Annotated in this window: 11 protein-coding genes and 16 tRNA genes; 4 read left to right on the forward strand and 23 right to left on the reverse strand. The window is 46.5% G+C overall.

What is annotated here, in order from left to right:
* Nucleotides 1-966: IS630 family transposase (locus tag RID53_RS24470; protein ID WP_446390581.1), on the forward strand; the 966-nt coding region annotated here is incomplete at its 5' end.
* Between the two features lie 103 nt (nucleotides 967-1069).
* Here RID53_RS24470 and RID53_RS24475 read toward each other — a convergent pair.
* Together RID53_RS24475 and RID53_RS24480 are read right to left on the reverse strand one after the other, a co-directional pair.
* A tRNA-Arg gene (locus RID53_RS24475) sits at nucleotides 1070-1142 on the reverse strand.
* A gap of 24 nt (nucleotides 1143-1166) precedes the next feature.
* Entirely contained in the window at nucleotides 1167-2009 is an 843-nt protein-coding gene (locus tag RID53_RS24480; RefSeq protein WP_446390582.1) for a TIGR02452 family protein, read from the reverse strand.
* A gap of 394 nt (nucleotides 2010-2403) precedes the next feature.
* Between RID53_RS24480 and RID53_RS24485 the strand changes: the two genes are divergently transcribed.
* On the forward strand, nucleotides 2404-6321 hold the full coding sequence (locus tag RID53_RS24485) for a DUF2157 domain-containing protein (protein ID WP_446390583.1): 3918 nt from the start codon (nucleotides 2404-2406) through the stop codon (nucleotides 6319-6321).
* Between the two features lie 550 nt (nucleotides 6322-6871).
* Here the strand turns inward: RID53_RS24485 and RID53_RS24490 are convergent.
* From RID53_RS24490 to RID53_RS24565, 16 genes are all read right to left on the reverse strand, one after another.
* Nucleotides 6872-6948 (reverse strand) — tRNA-Ser (locus RID53_RS24490).
* A 44-nt stretch (nucleotides 6949-6992) separates the two neighbouring features.
* Complete coding sequence (locus RID53_RS24495; RefSeq protein WP_446390584.1) at nucleotides 6993-7622, reverse strand: hypothetical protein; 630 nt, start codon at nucleotides 7620-7622, stop codon at nucleotides 6993-6995.
* A 48-nt stretch (nucleotides 7623-7670) separates the two neighbouring features.
* Nucleotides 7671-7742 (reverse strand) — tRNA-Thr (locus tag RID53_RS24500).
* Between the two features lie 4 nt (nucleotides 7743-7746).
* A tRNA-Met gene (locus tag RID53_RS24505) sits at nucleotides 7747-7822 on the reverse strand.
* Nucleotides 7823-7865: 43 nt separating this feature from the next.
* Nucleotides 7866-7945, reverse strand: a tRNA-Leu gene (locus tag RID53_RS24510).
* Nucleotides 7946-7969: 24 nt separating this feature from the next.
* Nucleotides 7970-8044: transfer RNA gene (locus RID53_RS24515), tRNA-Gln, on the reverse strand.
* 5 nt (nucleotides 8045-8049) lie between these two features.
* Nucleotides 8050-8124, reverse strand: a tRNA-Asn gene (locus RID53_RS24520).
* Nucleotides 8125-8131: 7 nt separating this feature from the next.
* A tRNA-Phe gene (locus tag RID53_RS24525) sits at nucleotides 8132-8205 on the reverse strand.
* 11 nt (nucleotides 8206-8216) lie between these two features.
* Nucleotides 8217-8290: transfer RNA gene (locus tag RID53_RS24530), tRNA-Trp, on the reverse strand.
* Nucleotides 8291-8321: 31 nt separating this feature from the next.
* A tRNA-Tyr gene (locus RID53_RS24535) sits at nucleotides 8322-8404 on the reverse strand.
* A gap of 41 nt (nucleotides 8405-8445) precedes the next feature.
* Nucleotides 8446-8552, reverse strand: a tRNA-Ser gene (locus RID53_RS24540).
* Nucleotides 8553-8555: 3 nt separating this feature from the next.
* Nucleotides 8556-8627: transfer RNA gene (locus RID53_RS24545), tRNA-Glu, on the reverse strand.
* Between the two features lie 7 nt (nucleotides 8628-8634).
* A tRNA-Ile gene (locus RID53_RS24550) sits at nucleotides 8635-8707 on the reverse strand.
* A gap of 11 nt (nucleotides 8708-8718) precedes the next feature.
* Nucleotides 8719-8791 (reverse strand) — tRNA-Lys (locus RID53_RS24555).
* 95 nt (nucleotides 8792-8886) lie between these two features.
* A tRNA-Glu gene (locus RID53_RS24560) sits at nucleotides 8887-8959 on the reverse strand.
* Between the two features lie 6 nt (nucleotides 8960-8965).
* A tRNA-Asp gene (locus RID53_RS24565) sits at nucleotides 8966-9038 on the reverse strand.
* A gap of 343 nt (nucleotides 9039-9381) precedes the next feature.
* Between RID53_RS24565 and RID53_RS24570 the strand changes: the two genes are divergently transcribed.
* A complete protein-coding gene (locus tag RID53_RS24570; protein WP_446390585.1) occupies nucleotides 9382-9927 on the forward strand; it encodes a WecB/TagA/CpsF family glycosyltransferase in 546 nt (181 codons plus the stop codon).
* Between the two features lie 491 nt (nucleotides 9928-10418).
* On the opposite strand, the gene RID53_RS24575 is transcribed toward RID53_RS24570, so the two are convergent.
* Nucleotides 10419-14438 carry a CHAT domain-containing protein gene (locus tag RID53_RS24575; protein WP_446390586.1) on the reverse strand — a complete coding sequence of 1340 codons (4020 nt, stop codon included), beginning with the start codon at nucleotides 14436-14438 and terminating at the stop codon, nucleotides 10419-10421.
* A gap of 144 nt (nucleotides 14439-14582) precedes the next feature.
* On the opposite strand from RID53_RS24575, the gene RID53_RS24580 reads away from it, so the two are divergent.
* Complete coding sequence (locus RID53_RS24580; RefSeq protein WP_446390587.1) at nucleotides 14583-16361, forward strand: SUMF1/EgtB/PvdO family nonheme iron enzyme; 1779 nt, start codon at nucleotides 14583-14585, stop codon at nucleotides 16359-16361.
* Nucleotides 16362-16492: 131 nt separating this feature from the next.
* Here the strand turns inward: RID53_RS24580 and RID53_RS24585 are convergent, their stop codons facing one another.
* The 4 genes from RID53_RS24585 to RID53_RS24600 form a co-directional block, all read right to left on the reverse strand.
* A complete protein-coding gene (locus tag RID53_RS24585) occupies nucleotides 16493-16711 on the reverse strand; it encodes a hypothetical protein (protein ID WP_446390588.1) in 219 nt (72 codons plus the stop codon).
* A gap of 378 nt (nucleotides 16712-17089) precedes the next feature.
* Nucleotides 17090-19657 (reverse strand): leucine--tRNA ligase, encoded by a 2568-nt coding sequence (leuS, locus tag RID53_RS24590; RefSeq protein ID WP_446390589.1) that lies wholly within the window; start codon nucleotides 19655-19657, stop codon nucleotides 17090-17092.
* 354 nt (nucleotides 19658-20011) lie between these two features.
* Complete coding sequence (gene adhP / locus RID53_RS24595; protein ID WP_446390590.1) at nucleotides 20012-21037, reverse strand: alcohol dehydrogenase AdhP; 1026 nt, start codon at nucleotides 21035-21037, stop codon at nucleotides 20012-20014.
* Between the two features lie 504 nt (nucleotides 21038-21541).
* Nucleotides 21542-22963, reverse strand: coding sequence for a WD40 domain-containing protein (locus tag RID53_RS24600; RefSeq protein WP_446390591.1), 1422 nt, complete (start codon nucleotides 22961-22963; stop codon nucleotides 21542-21544).
* Between the last annotated feature and the right edge of the window lie 39 nt (nucleotides 22964-23002).

Genomic DNA, 23002 nt, shown 5'->3' on the forward strand with positions numbered 1-23002 from the left:
GCGGTGAAAATGATTTTGGAAGGAAAATCATATCGTGAAGTCAAAGAACTATTAAAAGTTTCTCACAGTTTTATAAGCCAATGGAAAAACCAAGCGCTTTTTCAGGGTGTGGAAAGTTTAAAACTTCAATATAAAGGCAGAGCAGGTTACTTAAAGCCTGAAGAAAAAGACCAAACGATTCAGTGGTTGAGAGAACAAGATTATCTAAGATTGTCAGATTTGCAAGGTTATTTACGGGAGCAATATAATGTGGTTTTTGAGTCCAATCAAAGTTATTATAGTTTATTCAAAGAGGCTGAAGTAAGTTGGAAAAAGACTCAAAAAAAGAATCCAGCTAAAAATGATGAATTAGTCAAAGCTAAAAAAAAAGAAATAGAGGTAAGGCTAGAAAAATGGAAACCGGAAATAGAAGCTGGAAACCGGACGGTGCTTATGCTGGACGAATGTCATTTGCTGTGGGGTGATTTGTTAGGTTATGCGTGGGGAAGAACAGATACAAGAATAGAAGTTAAGATAAAAAATGAAAAAGAGAGACAGACTTATTATGGGGCTTTAGATTATCAAACTAAAGAGTTCATGGTTAAAGAATACAAAAGTGGGAACAGCGAAAATACTATCGATTTTATCGAATATTTACAAAGGCAACGACCCGGGAAAAAATTATCGATATTTTGGGATGGTGCAACTTACCATGATTCTAAACAGTTTCGAGAATACTTAACGAAAATTAATCAAGGTTTATCAGAAGAAGACTGGTTGATAACTTGTACAAAATTTGCTCCGAATGCTCCAGAGCAAAACCCTGTAGAAGATATTTGGCTGCAAGTCAAAACTTTCATTAGACAATTTTATCATCTTTGCAGCTCTTTTAAAATAGTTAAGTGGCTATTTAAGTTTTTTGCTGATGGTCAAATATTCGAGTTCCCAAAAATTTTTCAGTACGGAATTTTGCCACAATCTATTTAGGATTGCTATAAGTATGTAGGCTCTTAGATGTCAGGGCACGCAAGGCGCGATCGCACGGTCTGTTGAGTCAAAGAAAATAACCTCCTTTTTGAACGGTATTCAACGCCCCCACCAGGATTTGAACCTAGAACTCTCAGCTTAGAAGGCTGCTGCTCTATCCCTTGAGCTATGGGGGCTTATATTTCGTCATTTGTCATTTGTCATTCGGCTGAAAAGCGATTGTGGAATTCGGTGATTATCCTTTTTTGTTTGGTTGAATCAAGGACAGAAAATAACACTTTTTTGAATTGTCCCAAAAATTGACCATTGGGTAATAGAAAATCAGCAAACATTTGGGCAACCATTGAGGGTTCATTCTGAAAAACGCCACACCCCCAAGCGCCTAAAACGAGTGCATCACATCCCTGTTCAACTGCTAAACTCAACACTTTAGCACCACGACTATACAAAACATCACCTAGTCTTGACCCATCTTTTGGTTGATTGCGCCAAATTGCACCCGCATTGGGAGCAGGACTTGTAATAAAATCGACACAATAGGGTTGCTCTAGTAATGTGCCATCATCTTTACGAAAAATTGGACAACCTGGGGAATAAATGATCCGATCTGAGTAGAGGAGTGATTTATGGGAACGATGATAGTCATAATAGTCTGGACATTTTAACAAGCTTTTATAGAGGGCAGAGCTTCTAGCTAGACTTTCTTCCTGGGCTTGTGCGCCCTTGATAAAGCCACCGCCAGGGTTTTTAGCTGAAGCAAAGTTGAGGACGCCAATCTTGTGAAACTGTTGAGATTGTGCCATGCGTTCTGATCCGATTAAAGTTGTTTCATTCCTGACCTCAAATTCAGTTGTAGAGAATTTGGGAGTGCTGGAGAGAACATTTTGTTCGAGAGTCGAGAGGCTGTCTGGGTCATAGTATTTTGTCTGCGCCAAACAAGCGTTTAAATCTTGAGTAATATCAACCCGTTGACCCGTCGGAGAGTCGTAATAGCCAGCATCAAGAATCTTGAGTGTATCTTGCGCGATCGCCATCCGGTTCATAAGTAATAATTTATACCTTATACGTCAATTGTAGGGGCGAGTTTAGGAACAATTGTAGGGGCGGGTTTAGGGACTAAAGTCAGCTATTCACCACTAACGAAACAACAAAACCCGCCCTCCCCACCGATAAATGAACAACAAAACCCGCCCTGAGTCATCAATCATCAACTAAAAAATCTGATGCTAGAATTAATTAATCTTGCATTAGTATCAACTTAAGGTGAACGGCGCCCTCCTTAAGCAAACTTGGAAGCCAGGAAATAAATTTCCGGAACCTAAAGCTCAAGTAAGCTTTAGCTTACTACATGAAAGGCTTTGAACCCGTTTTAACGGGTTTTAGCTTTTAGCCCGAACTTTAGTTCAGGGCATAAGTTGACTTACTCCCCCGAAAACTATGTCCTCGCCACGCCCTGTGAGAATTGAACTCACTATTTCTGCCTCCAATCCCAAGTTGCTCGAAGGTCTAGATACCTGGTTGCGCTTGGGTTTAATCAATGATGCCCAAGTTAAGCAATTAAGTCGAATCTCTCTATCTTGTCATCTCCCTGAACCAGAGATTCCGCCGCTTCCATCTCGCCCCCAATCCCGGAAGGTGGAAACCAAGGTAGAGGAACCCGTTCCTACTGTCTCACCCTTATCCCGTGTCTGGCAGTCATGGCAAGAGGAACTGAGTGTGCGCTGGCTGCTGTTTTTGGGTGTCTTTCTAGTTGTTGTCTCCTCCGGTGTCTTAGCCGCGACTCAATGGCAGAATTTTCCGCCAGCGGGACAGTATGGTGTGTTATGGACATATACCGTTATCTTTTGGGGAATTAGCCTGTGGGCGGGAAAACGTTCTAATTTAAAATTAACCTCTCAAACCTTGCAACTGATTTCCCTGCTTTTAGTCCCGGTGAATTTTTGGGCGATGGATGGTTTTGGGTTATGGCGTCATTCCTGGGAATGGATTGTTGTGGGGGTGGCGGCGTTAAGTTTAACGGGAATTACGGTTATCAATCCGTCTATCCAAACCAACTCATTCCGGCTTACCTCCCGCGCTTCTCTAATTTTATGGTTGAGTTATCTACATTGGGGTTGGAATTGGTCACAGGTTCCATTAGTCGCTGTTTATTTAGGTGTCATCGGCACCGCGATTTTTCTCCCCTCCGCCACTTCAACCCCTCGCGCTTCCCCATCTGTGCCGAATAATGCACCCACGGGTAGTTTAGTGGTGATTTATGCCCTCACTGTGTTATTAGGACGGGCAATTTTCGTGATGAATGTGCCAATTACCCAACTCGGTTTGGCAATGGGAATTTGTGGTTGGTTGTTGGCGCGACAGGGAAAACCTCCAGCCGTCTCACGAGAGTCTGTTTCCTCCTTTAGTACAAAAGTCTGGGATGGAATTGGCGGTGGATTACTGTTGATGGGTTGGTTAGTTTCGGTAGGAGAAGAAATTCCTTGGCAAGCCACGGTGGTTAGTGGGTTGGCGATTGGTTTTTTCGCCCAGCGCTTACAGTATTCTCGGCGGCGTCTGGATTTAGCTGCCATCTTTTTGATTGGCTTGCAAACGCTGTTTTTACTATGGCGATTAATCCCGTTGGCGGTACAAGAGGAGGTAGTCAGTTTCCTCTCTCAACAGGTGGGTTCAAACGTGGAAGCCTGTTGGGGTGTCGTCCTATTTCCCTACATTATTCTCTGGGTAGGTTTGACCGATTGGTTCTATCGAAAGTCGAACCCTAAATTAGCCCGGTTTGGAGAAGGACTCACATTAGGATTGGGTGTGATGTTAACGGTAATCAGTAGCCTGAATCCGACGGCGCGATCGCTTAATCTATTACTCTCCACTGTCACCCTTGCTATTGTTACCCATCGCCGCCCTCCTCTGCGAATTCCTCTGGTTTATCTTACCCATATCGCCGGATTATTAACCCTCTGTTCGTTTATCGATGGATGGTTTCCAACTCTCAGCGAACCTCGATGGGCAAGTCTATTGTTGGCGTTAATGGTGGCAGAATGGAGTCTGAGTATAAAGCAGGAAGGGCAAACGGTAGAAGCAAATTCTCCATCTCTTGTCCCCAAACAGAGTTGGTATCTAAGTTGTTGGCACATTGGTTTTGTCCTCGCTGGAATCAGTTATGTATTACTGGCTGGGGAAAGTGTTACCTATTTGATTTCCTTTCCCACGCACCCTTGGGGACTTTTATGGTTACTCACCCCATTAACCTTAACTGGAGTTGCCAGTCTGAGGATGCGATCGCGGCGCATTCAGGCTGCTTCGTGGAGTGCGATCGCTTTATTTCTTGCCCAATGGCTAACCCTATTCCAACCGCAGATTCGACTGATCGGCTTAGGGGTTGCCACAGTGTTAATGTTCCTGAATAGTCGCTATTTACGCCAAACGGTAGCCGCCGTCATTACAATTGGTTTTGCCCTCAGCTTTTTGGCAGCATGGCTATGGCAAGGAATTCCTGGATTACCAACCCTATCCATCGCTGATTGGTATGTAGTGGGCGCGATCGCAAGTTTCGGATTATGGCTGCTACGGGCTAGCTTAATTCCCCATTCTAACGATTTAGCCACATTGTACGCCCAAGTCTCGGATGGATGGGCAATTGCCTTGTCTTGTACAGAATTAGGCTTTCTGACGCTGCACAGTACCCAGAGTTACGTCGAACTGATTCCATCCAGTTGGCATTACCTAGCCGCATCAATATTAATTGGCGGTGCGATTTGGTTTCGCTGTTGGCGATCATTTACAGAATTTGGTGTCTATGGCATCAGTTGGGCAATCGAATTAGCGATCGCATATACGATTCTGTTACGAAATGGTTCAACCTTAACCTTAGCTACTGCCAATATTATCCTGGCACTTGTGATACTATTCCTCACTGATTGGTGGTTTGCCCGTTTAGAAGGCGACACAGAGGAACCTGTAGGCGCGTCTAGGGATGCACTGGCGGGTTTACCCTTAATTTATGCCCTAATTGGCATTAGTTTACGGTGGACGTATTTCACCCCTTATACCGGGTTACTCACCCTCGGTGCAGCGTTAACCGGGATAGGCGTAGGGCGTCGCCGTCTTCCCTGGAAAGGGATCACCTACCTCTCTCTAGCGGGTATTTCCATTGCTTGGTATGAACTGGTGATTTACCAGATGATGCAAGCCGAGGGCGGAAATCCAGCGGATGGCTTTACCATACTAGCGGGTGTTGCGGCTGCGATCGCGGTTATTTATCGGGTGTTGGCTTGGTTTTGGCAATCACGCGATCGTTCCACCCTTCTCAACCTCAGTATCACTGAAATTAAAATCACCGCCCACATTCACTGGGTAATTGCCAGTTTACTGATGGTGTTAACGGCGGGAATGTCGGTGTTAACCACACCAAACCTGAGAACCATCGGACTTGGCATAAGTTGGGGACTAGCTATTTATGCCTTATTACAGGGGCGTACAAGACAAAAACGCCAGTTATCTCCCTCATCTTCCCCATCTCCCAGACGCGCCATGGCACGTCTCTACATTGCTGCTAACCTCTGGATATACGCCGGATTAACCGAAGTCGCCGCCACAGGTGTTTATGCGCGTTTGACATGGACACAGTTGAGTATATTTGACCCCTGGAGAGGGGTAATGGCTTGTTTATTCGCGATCGCGCTTTTTCAACTACCCTGGCGACGCTGGGGATGGAATGATAAACCTTGGCAACATTACGCCATCATCTCTCCTTTGCTAACGGTTTGTCTCAATTATCAAAACCTATCTCCAATCAATTTACTGGCAGTTGCCGGGTTTTATGCCTGGGTTGCCAACCGCCAGTCTAATTTACGCTGGACATATTTGAGTCTATTTTTCGTTGATTGGGCAATCTGGCGGGTTTTAGTCAATCAACAAATAACTGAACCCTTGTGGTATGCTGCCTTAATTGGCGGATCTTGTCTCTACATTGCCCAAATTGATCCAGAGTTAAGACGTCCCGGAAAACGACAAACTCGTCACTACTTCCGCTTACTGGGTAGTAGCATCATTTGTTTAGCCGCCTTATTTTTCCATCGAGACATTGGACTGATTCCGGGAATCATTAGCTTGGTTGCCATATTTGCTGGATTAGGACTGCGAATTCGGGCATTTTTAATAGTTGGAACTGCCACATTTGTTCTTACCGTATTTTACCAATTAGTTGTTTTGAGTTTTGATTATCCCTTTTCTAAATGGGTCATTGGCTTAATCGCTGGCATCATTTTTATTAGCATTGCCGCTAACTTTGAACAGCGACGGGAGCAAATTCTGGGCATTTTCCAAAACTGGGCGAACCAGTGGCGAGAATGGGAATAGAAACTAACAATGTTCTAGGGTGAATGGTACTGACTTGTATAGGAATGTAGCTGACTCATATAGCCAGGAAATAAATGATGCTGTTGGTTAATTCACTAAAGAAAAGACCCCTCCCAAAACCCCTCCCCGACGCAGGGAGGGGCTTTTCCAGCTCCCCCTTCCCACCCCTTCGGGGAAGCAAGCTACGCAGGGAAGGGGGCTGGGGGGTTAGGTTGTTCGACTGTGCCAACAGCATCATAAATTGCAGCGTCAAAGCTAAAGTAAGAATCGAACTTACAGGAGAAGCCTTTGAACCCGTTTCAACGGGTTTAAGCTTTTAGCCCCAACTTTAGTTGAGGGCTTAAGGAGCTATCCAAACGGGGAAATTCACCTAAATTAAGAATGAAATGCTGACCACTCAGCCAGGTGGAAACCTCAAGGTTTTATGGAACCTATAACCAATACCCTGGATTTTATCGATCGTTAACCTTTATGGTTTGAGGGTTGATGGTCTAACCTTTAACAATTGAAGTTTAAGCGTTAAGCGTTGAGCGTTAAGCTTTAAAGGTAGTGGAAGATGGAGTCGGTTGCGAATCGACACCTCATGCTTCTCCTAGCATGTGCTCTACGCACTTGAGCTATCCATCTAAATCCATAAATTTAGAGATTTTCGAGTGACCAGCAATTCTATTTTAGTCGGGAATCTCAATCATGGTGCGGGCATTACTAATTGAAAGTACCCGGTCAACCGTTGATTTAAACTCCTCAACAAATGCTTGCCGTCTTTCAATATCTTCTGCCAGATTAGTGGGATCGAGTAGTTCTACGCCTTCTCGTTCTAAGAAGCTATCCGCCAGAGATTGATATTTTTCAGACGCAGCATTTTTACCCAACACCTCCTTAGCTAACTTATCCAGTCGCTCTTTCACTCGCGTTTGAGCAGCTTTGTACTCATTTTTAGTGCGAGTATACACCGACACCATCGTGTGAAAAACTGCCTCATAGTACAAGATAAAATTTTTCATCTCGATAGCTTCAGCCACCGTCATTTCTTGACCCGCGACGGAAACCATGGTGGAGGCATTCGACAAAACAACGGCTCGTTTAATGGTGCGTCGTCTGTCAATTAAAGCATCAACTCGTTGTAAAGCGGCGCGTGCTTTAGAGGCATGGTCTTCTCGTGATTTGTAGCCTGTTGGCACTTTGCCGACTTCCACAACAGCAATTAACGTATTATTATCTAAATTCCCTCGTGCCGAATCAATCCGCTTTTCCAACAGCGTCAATTCTGCCAAAGCATCAGTTACCGTCATCGTCGTCATTTCTACACCTCCTTAATCTGAAAAACAAAACCTCCAGCATAGTGACTAAGCAGGTGGCGAGAGTCGAACTCGCATCGGAAGGATACGACGCTTCTATGCTAGCCATTACACCACACCTGCATTTTGGTGGCGGGGGCAGGAGTTGCACCTGCTGATATCCAGGATATGAGCCTAGCAAGCCACTGTTGCTTCATCCCCGCGTATCACCAATACCCCTGACTGGACTCGAACCAGCTCCCGTTATGCTCCCGGTGGGAGTCGAACCCACAATTTCAAGAAATCGGGTTTAAGCCGATCGCGTCTGCCAATTCCGCCACAGGAGCAAGTTGGGCTACAAGAGCATCATTTGGCTGCCCCGCCAGGTTTTGAACCTAGACCGTCTGAGTCAAAGTCAGATATGCTGCCAGTTACACCACAGGGCAATAAATGGCTGCCCCAGTAGGACTCGAACCTACAACCCCCGCGTTAACAGCGCGTGGCTCTACCATTGAGCTATAGGGCAATGCCAGTCCCCCAGGTCAGTATTGAACTGACGACCTCTTGCTTTTCAGGCAAGCGCTCTACCCAACTGAGCTACCAGGGGAAATGATTGATTGGCGCAGGGACTGAGATTTGAACTCAGATCCTCGGTTTTGGAGACCGAGATGTTGCCGTTACACTATCCCTACATTCGATTTGAACTTTGAAACCAAAATTCAATGGGTCGGGCAGGATTCGCACCTGCAATGCATGAAAGCGGGTGTTTTACAGACACTTGCCCACCCTAATAGGCGAGCCGACCCAGAGTCTATGTAGTATGTCTGGCTCGATATACTACATAAAGCGGAGAGGACAGGATTTGTTCGCGAAGCTTTCTCGAAGAGTAGCTGCAATGGGTTGCCCCATGCTTCCTTAGCAGGGAAGTGCTTTCACCAATTCAGCCACCTCTCCAGATAGCCCCAAGGAGACTTGAACTCCTCTTTCTGCCTTGAGGGAACAGCGTCCTAACCACTAGACGATGAGGCTAGAACAGTAGGAGTAGCAGGGATCGAACCTGCGACTGACACCTTATGAGGGTGCTGCTCTGCCGACTGAGCTATACTCCCAAGCTATTGAGTGGGAGCAGCAGGAATCGAACCTGCAACCAGACGGTTAAAAGCCGTATGCTCTGCCAGTTGAGCTATACTCCCCTTCCTCAAATAATCTGCTTCTTGTGAAGGTCAAGGTAGGAGCTGTCAGTATTCCTTTCAACCCCTCGATTACTTGACCTCATTCATCAATGTCATAGCCCCAACGGGATTTGAACCCGTGTCTTCTGAGCGAAAATCAGAGATCCTTGTCCACTAGACGATAGAGCCAGATAGCGGGAGCGACGAGACTTGAACTCGCAACCTCAGACTCGACAGGTCTTTGCTCTAGCCATTGAGCTACGCCCCCACATTGATCAAAAAATGTGTTACATATTCAGTTTTCAAGGTTCGGTATGAGCGTTTGGAGTCAAGCTGTTTGGATCTTTTCCCTTCGCTCTTAAATATATACTACAAATATACTACAAACTCGTCAAGGGTTTGGGCGAAAAAATTTTTGGACTTGGCTCAAAAGCTTATAGAGAGGACAATACAAGCGCGATCGCACTTCAGCATCCCCTTTTTGAAGCTATCCCTTGGAGATGGACGAGGTAAAGTCTCACGCTTTAACCGTGGGTGAGCGCCATAACTCCATCAAGCTTTTTAAAGATTGTATGAAGTTCCGAAAAATGGCTTACCTATAATTTTTATTGATGAGTTGGAACGAGTTTGCCTTGTTATTCAGTGGTAATTTTTTTAATTATATGAATTTACTTCTATTTGTTTTTTTAGCGATTAAAACTTTCTGGCTGAATTGTCCTTTATTAGAGCTTTATAGCATTTGTTGCATTTTTTTGTGCGGGTTAGCCGTATTATTATTTTTAGTGAATGGATATTTAGGTATGGATAAGCGTCATATTGTAGGAAGTAAGGTCAACCTTGTAAGCTGTAATAAGGCTACACAAAAAGTGCTTGATTGGTCTGGAAATCGGAGTTCACGCTATGTCTGCTTGGCTAATGCTCACATGATTATGGAGGCTTACGATTCAAAAAAATTTTGGGAAATTTTGAATGCAGCCGACTTAACGCTTCCAGATGGGATGTCATTAGTGGGGAGCCTTAGAATTTTAGGAGTAGCTAATCAGGAGCAGGTCTGTGGTAGAAACTTAACCCTTTCCCTATGTGAACAAGCAGCTAAAAGGGAAATAGCAGTAGGTTTCTACGGAAGTTCTAACAAAGTTTTGGTCTTCCGTAGTTAGTGTGCTAAATTGTTAGTTTGATTTGCCCGAATATTGGACAACAATAGCTTTAACTATTTTTACCCGGATTTCAAGTCGTTTTGAGGCGGCTACAAGCTACAGTCCTTGTGTGGTAAGCTTTATGGTTAATCAAAACTGATAGTTTAGCACACTAAGTCCGGAAGACCCGATTTTTCCCCAAGAGTATTAAGAAAATCTTAAATATACATGGGTACGAATCAAGAAGGCGAATTGTCTAAAATGCTTATATAGTCGGGGTTTCGGCTTCTATCCTCAATCGGGATGGGGGGAACTTCAGTTTGAAGGGGGACGGAAGGGGGATCTGAAGGGGGACTTTGATCTACTGTACTTTATTACAGCGCAAAGCGCTGTAAGTTGACACCCATGCGTGGCGTGCGTCCCTACGGTTTACGGGCGTATGACAAATAACGTAGCTTGCTTCTCGCTTGCGCGAGTATGACGAATGACATAAGACATAAGACATAAGACGATTACCAAGGATTTCCCACCAGCGTGAAACCAGACCAATAGTAGGGATGGGTAAAATCAATATCCTCTTGGTTCAATAATTCTGGAGGTAAGGGAATAACGAGTTCAGGCGTAATTAATTGTCCGTTTTCAATCCGCACCTGACCCTGTTGCAACGCTAGTTGGGTGCGCCGCAAGGCTTCAGCTTTCATCGGGACTTGCTTGAGTTGTCGGTAAAATTCAGCCATCAATCCTGTCGTTCCCCGATCATCGACATACCAAAGACTGGCTAATGCAGACTTGACACCGACTTGTACCGCTAACCCCGCAAACCCTAACTCCGCTTGTTCATTTCCCAAGGCGGTACGACAGGCGGATAGGACTAATAATTCCACCGGGGGTTTATTCCATCCCAACGTCCGTACCTGATCCAATCTTAATTTAGTATCATTCAGTTGAATGAACGAGTTCGAGGGATCGCCAGGAAGAAACTCCGCATGAGTAGCCAGGTGAATAATGCCAAAGGGAGTTTGCTGACGTTGAGATTTCAGGTTATCTAGGGTAAACTCTTCCGTGACAAAGGATTGGGCTGACCACAGTTGGTCAATCGTAGACAACTCTATCGGCACAAAGGGTAACGGATCAAGTTCGGTAAACTCACTCGCCCCCATTGCCAGAACGTTCAGGCTGGTGATATCTCGGTAACGGGTATCCGTGAGGCTGATACTGGGCATTAAACCAACACTATACCGTTTAATAATAAAATCATTGCCGTCATGCAACGCCGCTAGAGGAATATGGCGCAACCCCGCATCGAGAATAAAGCTTAAGTTTTCGATATTGAGTCGCTGCAAGTCCTTTTCTAGGGGACTGACTAGCCATTGATAGACTTGCTGCGCGGGAATACGATAGGCTGTAGGTCGTCTAGCATTGGTCACCGTGGCATGAAAGTCTCGGACAGTAGAGAGGACTTGGCGACGGGTGACATTCAGGGATTTACGAATCGGCGGTTGGTCAGCCGTCACCAAAATTAATTCTAAGCGATCGCTATCTTGGGGAATCTGCGATCGCAACAGTGACAGCGAGGTATTTTCCCTCCCTTGCTTCTGAGGAATCGGCGTAATCACTTGGGGTGCAAACATGACATAGATCACCGCTGGTTTGACACCCGTGACGCTGTTTATCTCTTGCAATAGGCTTTGGGCTTGGTTTAGGGTAATGTCTGAGGTGTTGGCTAAGCCCAAATAGTCGGCATACTCTTGACTGATCGACTGGTCAAGTTCCCCCAGTCCACTGGGTTCCAGTTTTGGATTGGATATCACCAGTGGTTCAGGTCGTGTCAACGGGTTGGTTAGGTCTACGGGATTAACATCGCCAAGGTTAATAATTTGAATATTACCTTCAACATAGCTAGTTGAAAACGATTGAACGGGTTCAATGGTAAACTCACCACTGGTGAGAGAACCCGCCGTCCCATTCTCCTCAGCATCACCCACAGTAAAGGGAATATCCCGCAATCCCCCCTGATGTGAAATCGTAATCGAACCGCCGCCGCTTCCGCCAGAGGTGGAGATACTCGCCTCTTTATCTAAGGTATCGGGTATTTCCTCCGGTTCCAGTCCCCCTTCTGGAATCTGCGACAAGGCGTCTTGAGTCATATCGGTAGCGGTGAAAAGCCCTGTTGCTGTCGCCTCAACATCCCCTCCTGTACCGATATCCAAGGCTTGAGAATTAATGATGGATACCTGAATATCACTCTCATTTTCCGTCACCGTCAACTCAACCGTCCCCGCATCTCCATTCAGAGAACTGGACACCAGAGGACCCGTAATAATATCTTCACCCGCTTGGAGGGTAATATTGCCACCCTTACCCGTTCCCGCCGAACCAGATAACAAAACACCGGGATTAGCAATGGTGTCCCCTAAAAATCGCACCTCACCCCCAGACGTATCAATAATACCCCTAGTGCTGGTTAGGCGAATATCTCCACCATCCCCCATCGCCGACCCAGAACCCAGAGACCCTGTGGTAATATTCCCGTCAGCGTTCATTGTAATATCTCCCCCTCGACCCATTCCCCCAGCAAAGGTAAACACCGCCCCATCGACCGCCAGTAAACCACTCCCGGTTTCCAGGGTTAATTCTCCCCGCGTTGGATCAATAAAAATGTTTCCTGTGATACTCGTCAGCGAAACCGCCCCCCCATCCCCATTCGTTGAACCGGAATCAATCCCGCCTGTGATAATATCTCCCTGTGCCTGTAAACGGATATCTCCGCCTTGACCTTCAGACGCTAAGGAGAAGAGAGTTTGGCTACTAATCATATCCGCCGTAGCGGTGAGATTAATCGCACCTGCATCAAAATCACTAGACGTATCAATGGTTCCCACGGTGACAGACGCGCCGGAAATCGTCACATCTCTACCCTCAGCCGTAATCGACTGACTTTTACCCATCAAAAAAGACCCCGCCAAATCCCCATCTGAGTCAGCAGTAAACGTAATTGACCCACCACCGGGACTAAAGTTTAGGGATACGCCATCAGCCAGAGTAATATCGTTTGTCGCCTCTAATCGGATATTCCCAGTTTGATTTTCCAGGACTGCACTCGACAGGGTAAAATCCACTGCACCCCCATCGCTAGCGAAAATCGTCCCGGCTGGATTACCACTACTGGGACTATTGGGATTCAGTCGGTTATCGTCTGCACCTGTCTCCACAATCGTAATATTCGTGGGATCAAGGAGGAGTGTGCCATTCACGCCATTGGTAGCCCCAACATTCACCACTCCCGCAAATGCCAAGTTATTCTTTCCAGAGACTTCTACAAAGCCGCCATCTCCAGCATTAATACCGCCACGGGCGCTAATCGTGCCATAAAATGCAGTTGTATCATCTGCCCAAACTGTTACCTCACCGCCATCCCCTGTGATTCCTGCATCCGCCTGAATCAACGAATTCTGACTAATAAATGTATGAGTTGCATTGGGTATTATTCCTTGACCCTGAACATTCCCACCAATTCGCACCTGACCCCCGTTGTTCATTCCAGAGGCGTTAATCTCTGCACCGAAGAGTCCAATTTGATTACCAATTATCGTGATTGATGGAGGATTCGGGGTTAGCGCATTAGCAGATACATCCAGGGTTCCAGAGATAATCGTTGTATCCTGAGTAGGAATTGCAAAATCAGAATCAGTTAAAGCGACAGTACCATCAGGTTGAACCGTTAACCCGGTTTCCATTCCCTCGGCTGAACCCGTCAGCAATACGGCTAAATCCAGGGGAGTAATGGGGAGAACCTGTCCAGAACTATCGGTGAGGGGTTCAAGTTCCAAACTCAGGACATGTCCAGGTTGACTGATTCTAACTCGATTCTGCCCTGGTATTGACGCGATCGCAATCTGTCCGTCCGCAGCTATCAGTTGTCCAGTATTAATTACCGGGTTTCCCAGTAAGGTTAAATTCCCCTCAGTTATTGCTAAGTTTCCTGCATTGACAATTGCACCAGGTTGTGATGATTCAAACGTAAAAAGATTGGGTGTACCAATCAAACTCTGGTAATTATTGTCACCCCAAGCCTTAAACCAAAGCGTTTCGCCAAAACCGATTCCCGTAGCCGTTGTCGCGGTAAAGTCAGCCGGAACATTCAGTTGAGCATTCGCACCAAAAATAAACCCGGCGGGATTCATTAACAAGAGATTCGAGTTTCCCCCGGTGACTTGCAGCAAGCCATTAATCAGAGAAGCATCCCCGCCAACGATTCGCCCTAAGATAGTTTGAATCGTGGGTGAACTGATAAAGGTAGCAATTTGGTCAGCATTCAAATTTAATTGCTCAAAACTATGAAAGAGATTCGCGCCATCTCCGGAATAGCTACCCCCGGTAATCGTAAACTCATTTCCTGTTTGAATGACTTGGGTTCCAGCCCCATCGTTAGCAGGTGTCACCCCTTGAGCCTTGGCGGGTGCTGAATAAAAGACACTGAGCCAAAAAACAGAACTACAAAGCCAGTACAGAGAAAATCGACTCGATTGCATGGTTGGTATAGCACTTGTCTTTCAGCATTGTTGCACAATTTTTGACCTGAAACTGCTATATCTGGATCAGACCGAAAGGCTATAATCTGAATGACGCAACCCTTCGACTTCGCTCAGGGTATCAGGAAGAGGGACAAAGGACGTATGGCATGGACGCCGGGACACCAGTTAAAAAGTCGCCCCTTTGTGGTGGATTGTGTCCTGGGAGAGGGCGGATTCGGAATTACCTACAAAGTCCATCATCAAGCCCTAAACCAGGATTTTGTGATTAAAACGCCCAACGCCCGTTTAATAAATGACCCGGAGTATCAGAAGTATCTGAACCGCTTTATTAAAGAAGGACAGATAGTCGCTAAAATTTGTCATGACCCCCATCCCCATATTGTCCGGGTGACGGATTTGTTTGAAGAGGCGGGGATTCACTGTCTGGTGATGGATTATGTCCCTGGGGAAAGTTTATGGAAATACGTGCAGAACCAAGGCGCGTTGTCAGAAGCCCAAGCGGTGCGATATATTCGCCAGATTGGGGATGCGCTGCGTGTGGTGCATCAAGCGGGATTAGTGCATCGGGATGCCACACCTTTGAATATTATGGTGCGAAGTCCGGAAAAAGCGGTATTAATTGATTTTGGCATTGCTAAGGGATTAATCCCCACCACGAGTACAACCACGGATAAAGCCGGGAATCGGGGATTTGCCCCCTATGAACAGATGCTACGTGGGAATCGTAAGGTTACGGTTGATGTGTATACCCTAGCGGCATCTTTATATTATGCGGTGACGGGTCAGCGTCCCATGGATTCCTTTTCTCGCAAGTTAGATGATGCCGAATTAATACCACCGCAACAGCTTATTCCTGGGTTAAGTGATGCCACGAACCAGGCTATTTTATCGGGAATGGCATTAGAAGCCAAAAATCGCCCCCAATCAATCGAAGCGTGGTTAGCATTATTAACGTTTGAACCGCCAATTATCCTGTCGGTGACATCTTCATCCGTTGAGAGTTCAGCCACAGTTCAGCCTGCAAAAACAGCCAAAACCCTACCTGTGTCAGCATTTGACTTTGAGGTGGTGACAGTGGAGGTTAAATCGGGGGTGTTGGGGAAGGAAAGAAAACTAACGCTGAATCGTCGCTCTCATCAGGCTTACCATTACATTGAAACCCTTGGCGATGTGCCTCTGGAAATGGTGGCGATTCCGGGGGGTACATTCCTAATGGGTTCACCAGAAACTGAGGACGGACATTCTGGCGATGAAAGTCCCCAGCATTGGGTGACGATTAAACCCTTCTTCTTGGGTAAATACCCTATCACTCAGGCGCAATGGCAAGCGGTGGCTCATTTGCCCAAAGTTGAGCGAGAACTTGACCCTGAACCCTCTTACTTTAAAGGAGAAAACCGTCCTGTCGAGCAGGTATCATGGTATGATTGTGTGGAGTTTTGTGCGCGGTTATCGCAGTACACAGGTTGGAACTACCGACTTCCTAGCGAAGCGGAATGGGAATATGCCTGTCGTGCTGGAACAACAACACCGTTTCATTTTGGCGAGACGATTACCACCGATTTAGCCAACTATGACGGGAATGATACGTATGGTGCAGGTTCTAAGGGCAAGTGTCGTGAGGAAACTACTTCCGTGGGCAGTTTTCAAATCGCGAATGCCTTTGGCTTGTACGATATGCATGGAAATGTGTGGGAATGGTGTCTTGACCAATGGCATGATAGTTATGAAGGTGCGCCGTCAGAGGGTCAAGCTTGGATAATTGACAATAATAATGATAATCATTATCGGCTGTTGCGCGGTGGTTCGTGGTACAACAATCCCAGGGTCTGTCGTTGTGCCTTTCGCTTCTGGAATACCCCAGGCCTCTGGAGCAACTACCGCGGGTTTCGGGTTGTCTGTGGTGCGGCGTGGACTCTTTAGCACTTGTCCCTTTTGCCCTTTTACCCTTTACCCTGTTTTCTTTTCCCTCTTCCCGCCGCAGGCGGGTCGATTTTTTTCATCAGCTAAGTTCGTAGTTGCGCTGTCTTCGCCATCAACGCTTGTATTGCTTACTACTGGAGTGGTACAGGTAAAGTCGTGATATAGATACTACCATAAAATCGGGCGCACGTCAGATGTTCGATAGTTTGGCGGTTGTCGCGGCTGTAGGGGATGTAGGGGTTGTAGGGGCTGTAGGGGCGAGTCGCTGCATCAATGTTCGGTGCGAGAATTAACCTATATCGACTCGCCCCTGTCTCAATGGGGAGTTTGGTAAGTAGTCGGACTTTCATTAAAGTTAACGATTGAGATTAAACAATAAGCTGTTTGGCATTTAAACCTTAATATCAATAATGGCGAAAGCCGTGTAGTGCGAGCATCTTGCTCGCTACTATAGCAGTCGCCAGGGTCATTAGGACATCAGATGAATGCCGCTTATTGTGTCGATGCACGTTTAGTGTCCTAACCGTTGTGGCGGTTGCTATAATACCCAATTTAAATGCATGATATAGCAATAGACACATCGATTAGGACATTCGGCACCATTGTAGAGACGTTGCATGCAACGTCTCTACCAAATGATGCTTAAAATCAAAAAGAAAGCGATACCTTGATATAAACCCCTCCCTAACCCTCCCCTTGCCAAGGGGAGGGAACTCGAATAGCTAAAGTCAACCCGTCACTACAAAATTAACCAGCTTTCCAGGTACAACAATCACCTTTTTCACCGTCTTACCCGTGATATAACGCTGGGCAACCTCTGACTCCCTGGCGTACTGTTCCAAGGCTGATTTATCGGAATCGGCGGGAACCTGAATTGTGCCACGAGTTTTACCCATAATTTGAATCACCAGGGTAATCTCATCAGCCACTAATGCCTCTGGTTCAAAGGTACACCAAGGTTGCAGGTGTACTGAATCAGTATGACCAATTCCATGCCATAACTCTTCAGCGATATGGGGGGCAAAGGGGGCTAATAATAGAATCAGTGTTTCGATTCCTTCGGCGTAAACGGGGGAGTTTTTGCACTTGGCATCACCGAGGGCGTTGCTGAGTTTCATTAACTCGGAAACCGCTGTATTAAATTGATAGTCCCCATCTAAATCATCAGTGACTTCTTTAATCGCTGTGTGAATTGCCCGCCGCAGGTCTTTTTCGGGTTTACTTAACTCATTGGGAGTGGTGGTGGAACGGTTCGTTCCTTTTGCCGTAAACTCCTCCACCAACCGCCAAACCCGATTCAGGAAACGGAATTGCCCTTCCACATCTGCATCATCCCATTCCAGGTCTTTTTCTGGGGGGGCTTTAAATAGGATAAACATCCGGGCGGTATCGGCACCATATTTGTTAATTACCTCTTCAGGTGCAACCCCGTTATATTTAGATTTGGACATAGTTTTGTAGGACACCTCCAACGTTTCCCCGGTTTCTGGGTCTTTGGGGTCACTGGGGTTGACTTCTACCGAGGGAATCCATTTCCCGGTTCTGGGGTTCATATAGGTTAACCCCTGCACCATCCCCTGAGTTAACAGACGCTGGAACGGTTCATCAAAATTAAGTAAACCGCGATCGCGCAAAAATTTGGTGAAGAAGCGGGAGTACAATAGGTGCAAAATCGCATGTTCGATACCACCCACGTACTGGTCTACGGGCATCCAGTCATTGGTTTTACTGGAGTCAAACACCTGCTGGTGATTATTCGCATCAGGATAACGCAGGAAATACCAGGATGAATCAATAAACGTATCCATCGTATCCGTTTCCCGTTTCGCCGCTGTACCACAGGTGGGACAAGGCACATCCGCCCATCCCTCCACCTGGGATAAGGAGGCAACTCGCCCGCCACTCATGGCTACATTTTCCGGTAATGCTACAGGCAGATCTTGCTCCGGAACCGGGACAATGCCACAATCAGGACAGTAAATCACCGGAATCGGTGCGCCCCAATAGCGTTGGCGGGAAATTAACCAATCCCGCAGGCGGTACTGTATCCGGGCTTTCCCCCATCCTTTACGTTCGGCGTATTTGACAATCTCTGCTTTGGCGGCGATGGATTCCATCCCATTAAACAAGTCAGAATTCACCACCACACCGGGTTCAGTATACGCCTGTTTCGGTTCAGCTTTCGGGTCAGCCGCATCTGCGGCGACAATTACCGTCTTGATGGGTAACTGCTGTTCCTTGGCAAATTGGAAATCCCGCGCATCATGGGCGGGAACCCCCATCACCGCCCCTGTACCATATTCATAGAGGACGTAATCGGCAATCCAAATCGGGATTTTTTCCCCAGTAAACGGATTCATCGCCTTACCCCCAGTGGGAATCCCCCGTTTCGGCTTATCCTCAGCCGTGCGTTCTAATTCGCTTTCCTGAGTTACCTCTTGAATAAAGGCATCAACCGCAGCTTTGCGGTCAGGAGTCGTAACCTTTGGGGTTAAGGGATGTTCCGGCGCTAACACCACATACGTCACGCCATAAACCGTATCTGGGCGAGTGGTAAACACACCGATTTTTTCCTCTAACCCAATAATCGGAAACTCTAAATAAGCGCCGACGGATTTGCCAATCCAGTTGGCTTGCATCAACTTCACCCGTTCGGGCCATCCCTCCAGCTTATCTAAATCGTTGAGTAATTGTTCCGCATAATCGGTAATTTTCAGGAACCACTGGCGCAATAGTTTCCGTTCCACTTTCGCACCGGAACGCCAGGAACGCCCCTCACTATCCACTTGTTCATTGGCGAGTACGGTTTGGTCAATCGGGTCCCAGTTGACAGCGGCTTCTTTCTGATAAGCTAAACCAGCGTGGAGAAACTGCAAAAAAATCCACTGCGTCCACTTATAATAGTCCGGCGCACAGGTTGCCAGTTCCCGGTTCCAATCGTAGGACAATCCCAGACGCTTTAACTCAGACTGCATCTGAGTAATATTTTGATAGGTCCACTTGGCGGGATGGACACCGCGTTGAATCGCCGCATTTTCGGCAGGTAGTCCAAAGGCATCCCACCCCATCGGATGCAGGACACGATAGCCCTGCATCCGGCTTTTGCGGGCAATGACATCGGTAATTGTATAGTTACGGACGTGACCCATGTGCAGGTTGCCCGATGGATAGGGGAACATGGACAGGGCATAGAATTTGGGCTTATCTGCCTTGTCCTGGGTTTGGTCTAGGTTTTGGTGTGACCAATGGGTTTGCCACTTTTCCTCTATCTCGACGGGGTTATAACGCGACTCCACAAAAGAATCTCCTACAGGGTTGAACTCATCCGTTTTAACAATTTTGGCACATCATCAGGGGAGATGAGGAGTTTGTATGTAGTAAGGGCTTTAGCCCCTTACAATCTTGAGTTGACTACTAGCGTGACAGCGTGACAGCAAGAAGAGGCGATTGAAATCGCTGCTACACAAACAAAGTCCGCCTGCGCGGACTGGGTTATAACAGGGGTAGCTAACCCGGATTTGGTATATAGCACTACGAGGATACGTTAGGATATCAGTTGATCTGATCCCAAGAGGGAACAGGGAACGTCTTTACGAGATTTCTGTTAATTGTCCCCAATCCTCTTTCCGCACCCTGAACTGTAATAATAATTAGCTAATTTGCAGCACAATTCGACCATTTACTTGACCGTTTCTGAGACGATCAAAAATCTGATTAATTTCCTCTAACGGCTGCTTCTCCAAGGTTGGCTTCACCTTGCCTTCTGCCGCAAATTCTAAGCATTCTTGCATATCTTTGCGCGTCCCAACAATCGAACCGCGAATCGTAATTCGTTTTAATACCACTTCAAAGATAGGTGTGGGAAACTCTCCGGGAGGTAGCCCAACTAAAGCACAAGTGCCACCTCGTCGCAGCGTCCCCAAGGCTTGACGAAACGCTGCGGTAGACACAGCCGTAACTAAAGCCCCATGCGCCCCACCAATTTTCTCTTGTACCACCGTGGCGGGGTCTTCTTTGGTCACATTCACCGTCAATTCTGCCCCCAATTGCTTGGCTAATTCCAGCTTCTCATCGCTGGTATCTAAGGCGACAACATGAAGTGCTAAAGCTTTGGCATACTGGACAGCAATGTGACCTAAACCACCAATACCAGAAATCACCACCCATTCTCCGGGTTTAGTATTAGTTTCTTTCAAACCTTTGTACGTGGTTACCCCAGCGCAGAGAATCGGACTCGCATCAGCAAAATCAACACCATCGGGAATCGGACTTACATAGTCAGCCGGCGCCACCATATACTCGGCATAACCGCCGTTGACGGAGTAGCCTGTGTTTTCTTGATCAGGACACAAGGTTTCCCAACCCGTGAAGCAATATTCACAATGACCACAAGCACTATGCAGCCAAGGAACACCGACGCGATCGCCTTCTTTATATAACGTTACGCCATCACCCACAGCGGCGACATAACCCGCGCCCTCATGTCCAGGAATAAAAGGCAAGGTAGGCTTTACGGGCCAATCCCCATCCGCCGCATGTAAGTCAGTATGGCAGACACCACAGGTAGCGGTACGGATGAGAACTTGTCCGGCTTTGGGTTCTGGAATCGGAACCTCTTCAATTGATAGGGGTTCGCCAAATTTATGCACCACGGCGGCTTTCATCGTCTTTGCCATAACCTTTATCCTTTCTGACTTGTCGGATTTGCTTGGCTTGATTTTATGTTCACCTCCCCTGGAATTGCACCCTCGCAGGGAGGATATATGGGGGGAGAGTTTTGACCCTTCATAATAATGTCCTGACGATTGCCCATAATTGCAATGCTTTAAAAATCAGGATTATTATCATCCACCTAGCTTGTTGATCCAGTAACTCCAGTTAGTGATCAAAAGAAGTCATAAGTAGGTAGGTAGGGACGTGCCATGGTACATATTAATTATAGGGACGGGTTTAGGCATTGTAGGGGCGGGTTTAGGGACTAACGCTAATTAAGATCTGATAACTGAACAACAAAACCCGCGCTTATTCAACCCGATAATTGACCGATAATTGACCAACAAAATCCGCCTTTAGATGCTTCGCTTCGCTCAGCATAACAGATTCTACCAGAAAGCAATACCTTAAGACAAACCCCTCCCTAACCCTCCCCTTATCAAGGGGAGGGAATTCAAATTCCTAATTCAATCACATCGCCAAATCTTAATGGTTTTATCCGCACTTCCACTGACAAGAATTTGCCCATCTAAACTAATCGCCACGGCATGTACAGCAGCCGCATGACCTTTGAGGGTGCGAAGTTTCCGTCCTTTTCTAACCTGCCACAATTTAATCGTTTTGTCAGCGCTACCACTAGCAAGAATCTGCCCATCAGGACTAAATGCCACCGCATTAACCCGATCATGATGCCCCTTTAAGGTTCGCAGTATCCGTCCACTACTGAGTTGCCAAAGTTTAATCGTTCCATCGGCACTCCCACTGGCAAGAATCTGCCCATCAGAACTAAAGGCTACCCCATTTACGGTATCAGTATGACCAGTAAGTGTATGTAATTCCCGCGCCTTTCCCACCTGCCATAACTTAATTGTTTTATCGCTACTCCCACTGGCGAGAATCTTGCCATCTGGACTAATTGCCACCCCATTGACTCCAGCAGTATGACCCTTAAACGTGCGTAGTTCTCGCCCTTTAATCAGAGACCAAAGTTTAATCGTTTTATCATCGCTACCACTGGCAATTAACTTACCATCGGGACTAATTGTCACCGACTTAATTCCAGCAAATAAACCTGAATGTCCGGTTAAGGTTCGTCGTTCCTTTGCGGTACTAAGTTGCCAAAGTTTAATCGTTTTATCATTCCCCCCACTCACCAAAATTTGCCCATCGGGACTAATCGCAATGGATTGAACATAGCCAAACCTACCTGCATGTCCTTTGAGAGTTTGCTGTTCCTTTCCCGTTTGCACATCCCATAATTTAATGGTTCCATCTGTACTACCACTAACCACTGTTTCTCGATCTGGACTAATCGCAACAGCGTAGACAAAGTAAGTATGACCTTTAAGAGTATGAACACAGCGCCAGTTCTGCTGGAGTGGCTGCAAGACTACATTTTGTAGCTTACTAATGCAGAAAAGGACATCTTGATAGTCTCGCAAATCTTGGTATTGCCAATACAGACTAGCGGCTTGATTAAAATCCGCGATCGCCTGTCGGTGTTCGCCCAGTTGAGAATACGCCAGTCCGCGATATTTATAGGCTTTAACTAAATCCACATCCAGCCAAATCGCTTTACTAAAATAGTCGATTGCTTGCTGATATTGACAATCCTTTGCCAGTTCCATTCCCCACTGGTAATAGGTTGTCGCATCCACATCCTGGTCAACCTCTGGCTGAGGTAACACCGGAGTGTATGACTTCAGATTTTGGTAAGCCTCATTTATTTTTTTAAGTTTCTCTTGTCCTTTAGCTTGTCGTTGCGGATCATCAGGAAAACGATCCGGATGCCAACGTCTAGCTAATTCCCGATAAGCTTGTTTAACTTCTTCTAAAGACGCACCCGGTTGCAGTCCCAAAATTACATAATACTGATTAAGCTGATCCATAAAACTGATGAATTATGAATTTTAATTCCCTGTTCCCTG

This window comes from Coleofasciculus sp. B1-GNL1-01 (assembly GCF_040220235.1).
Lineage (GTDB): Bacteria > Cyanobacteriota > Cyanobacteriia > Cyanobacteriales > Coleofasciculaceae > Coleofasciculus.

Excerpts from the sequence above, each read along its gene's own strand:
- RID53_RS24580 (WP_446390587.1), top strand. The coding sequence starts at position 14,583 with ATGGCATGGACGCCGGGACACCAGTTAAAAAGTCGCCCCTTTGTGGTG.
- adhP (WP_446390590.1), bottom strand. The coding sequence starts at position 21,037 with ATGGCAAAGACGATGAAAGCCGCCGTGGTGCATAAATTTGGCGAACCC.
- RID53_RS24480 (WP_446390582.1), bottom strand. The coding sequence starts at position 2,009 with ATGAACCGGATGGCGATCGCGCAAGATACACTCAAGATTCTTGATGCT.
- RID53_RS24585 (WP_446390588.1), bottom strand. The coding sequence starts at position 16,711 with ATGAAAGTCCGACTACTTACCAAACTCCCCATTGAGACAGGGGCGAGT.
- RID53_RS24575 (WP_446390586.1), bottom strand. The coding sequence starts at position 14,438 with ATGCAATCGAGTCGATTTTCTCTGTACTGGCTTTGTAGTTCTGTTTTT.
- RID53_RS24570 (WP_446390585.1), top strand. The coding sequence starts at position 9,382 with ATGAGTTGGAACGAGTTTGCCTTGTTATTCAGTGGTAATTTTTTTAAT.
- RID53_RS24600 (WP_446390591.1), bottom strand. The coding sequence starts at position 22,963 with ATGGATCAGCTTAATCAGTATTATGTAATTTTGGGACTGCAACCGGGT.
- RID53_RS24495 (WP_446390584.1), bottom strand. The coding sequence starts at position 7,622 with ATGACGACGATGACGGTAACTGATGCTTTGGCAGAATTGACGCTGTTG.
- RID53_RS24485 (WP_446390583.1), top strand. The coding sequence starts at position 2,404 with ATGTCCTCGCCACGCCCTGTGAGAATTGAACTCACTATTTCTGCCTCC.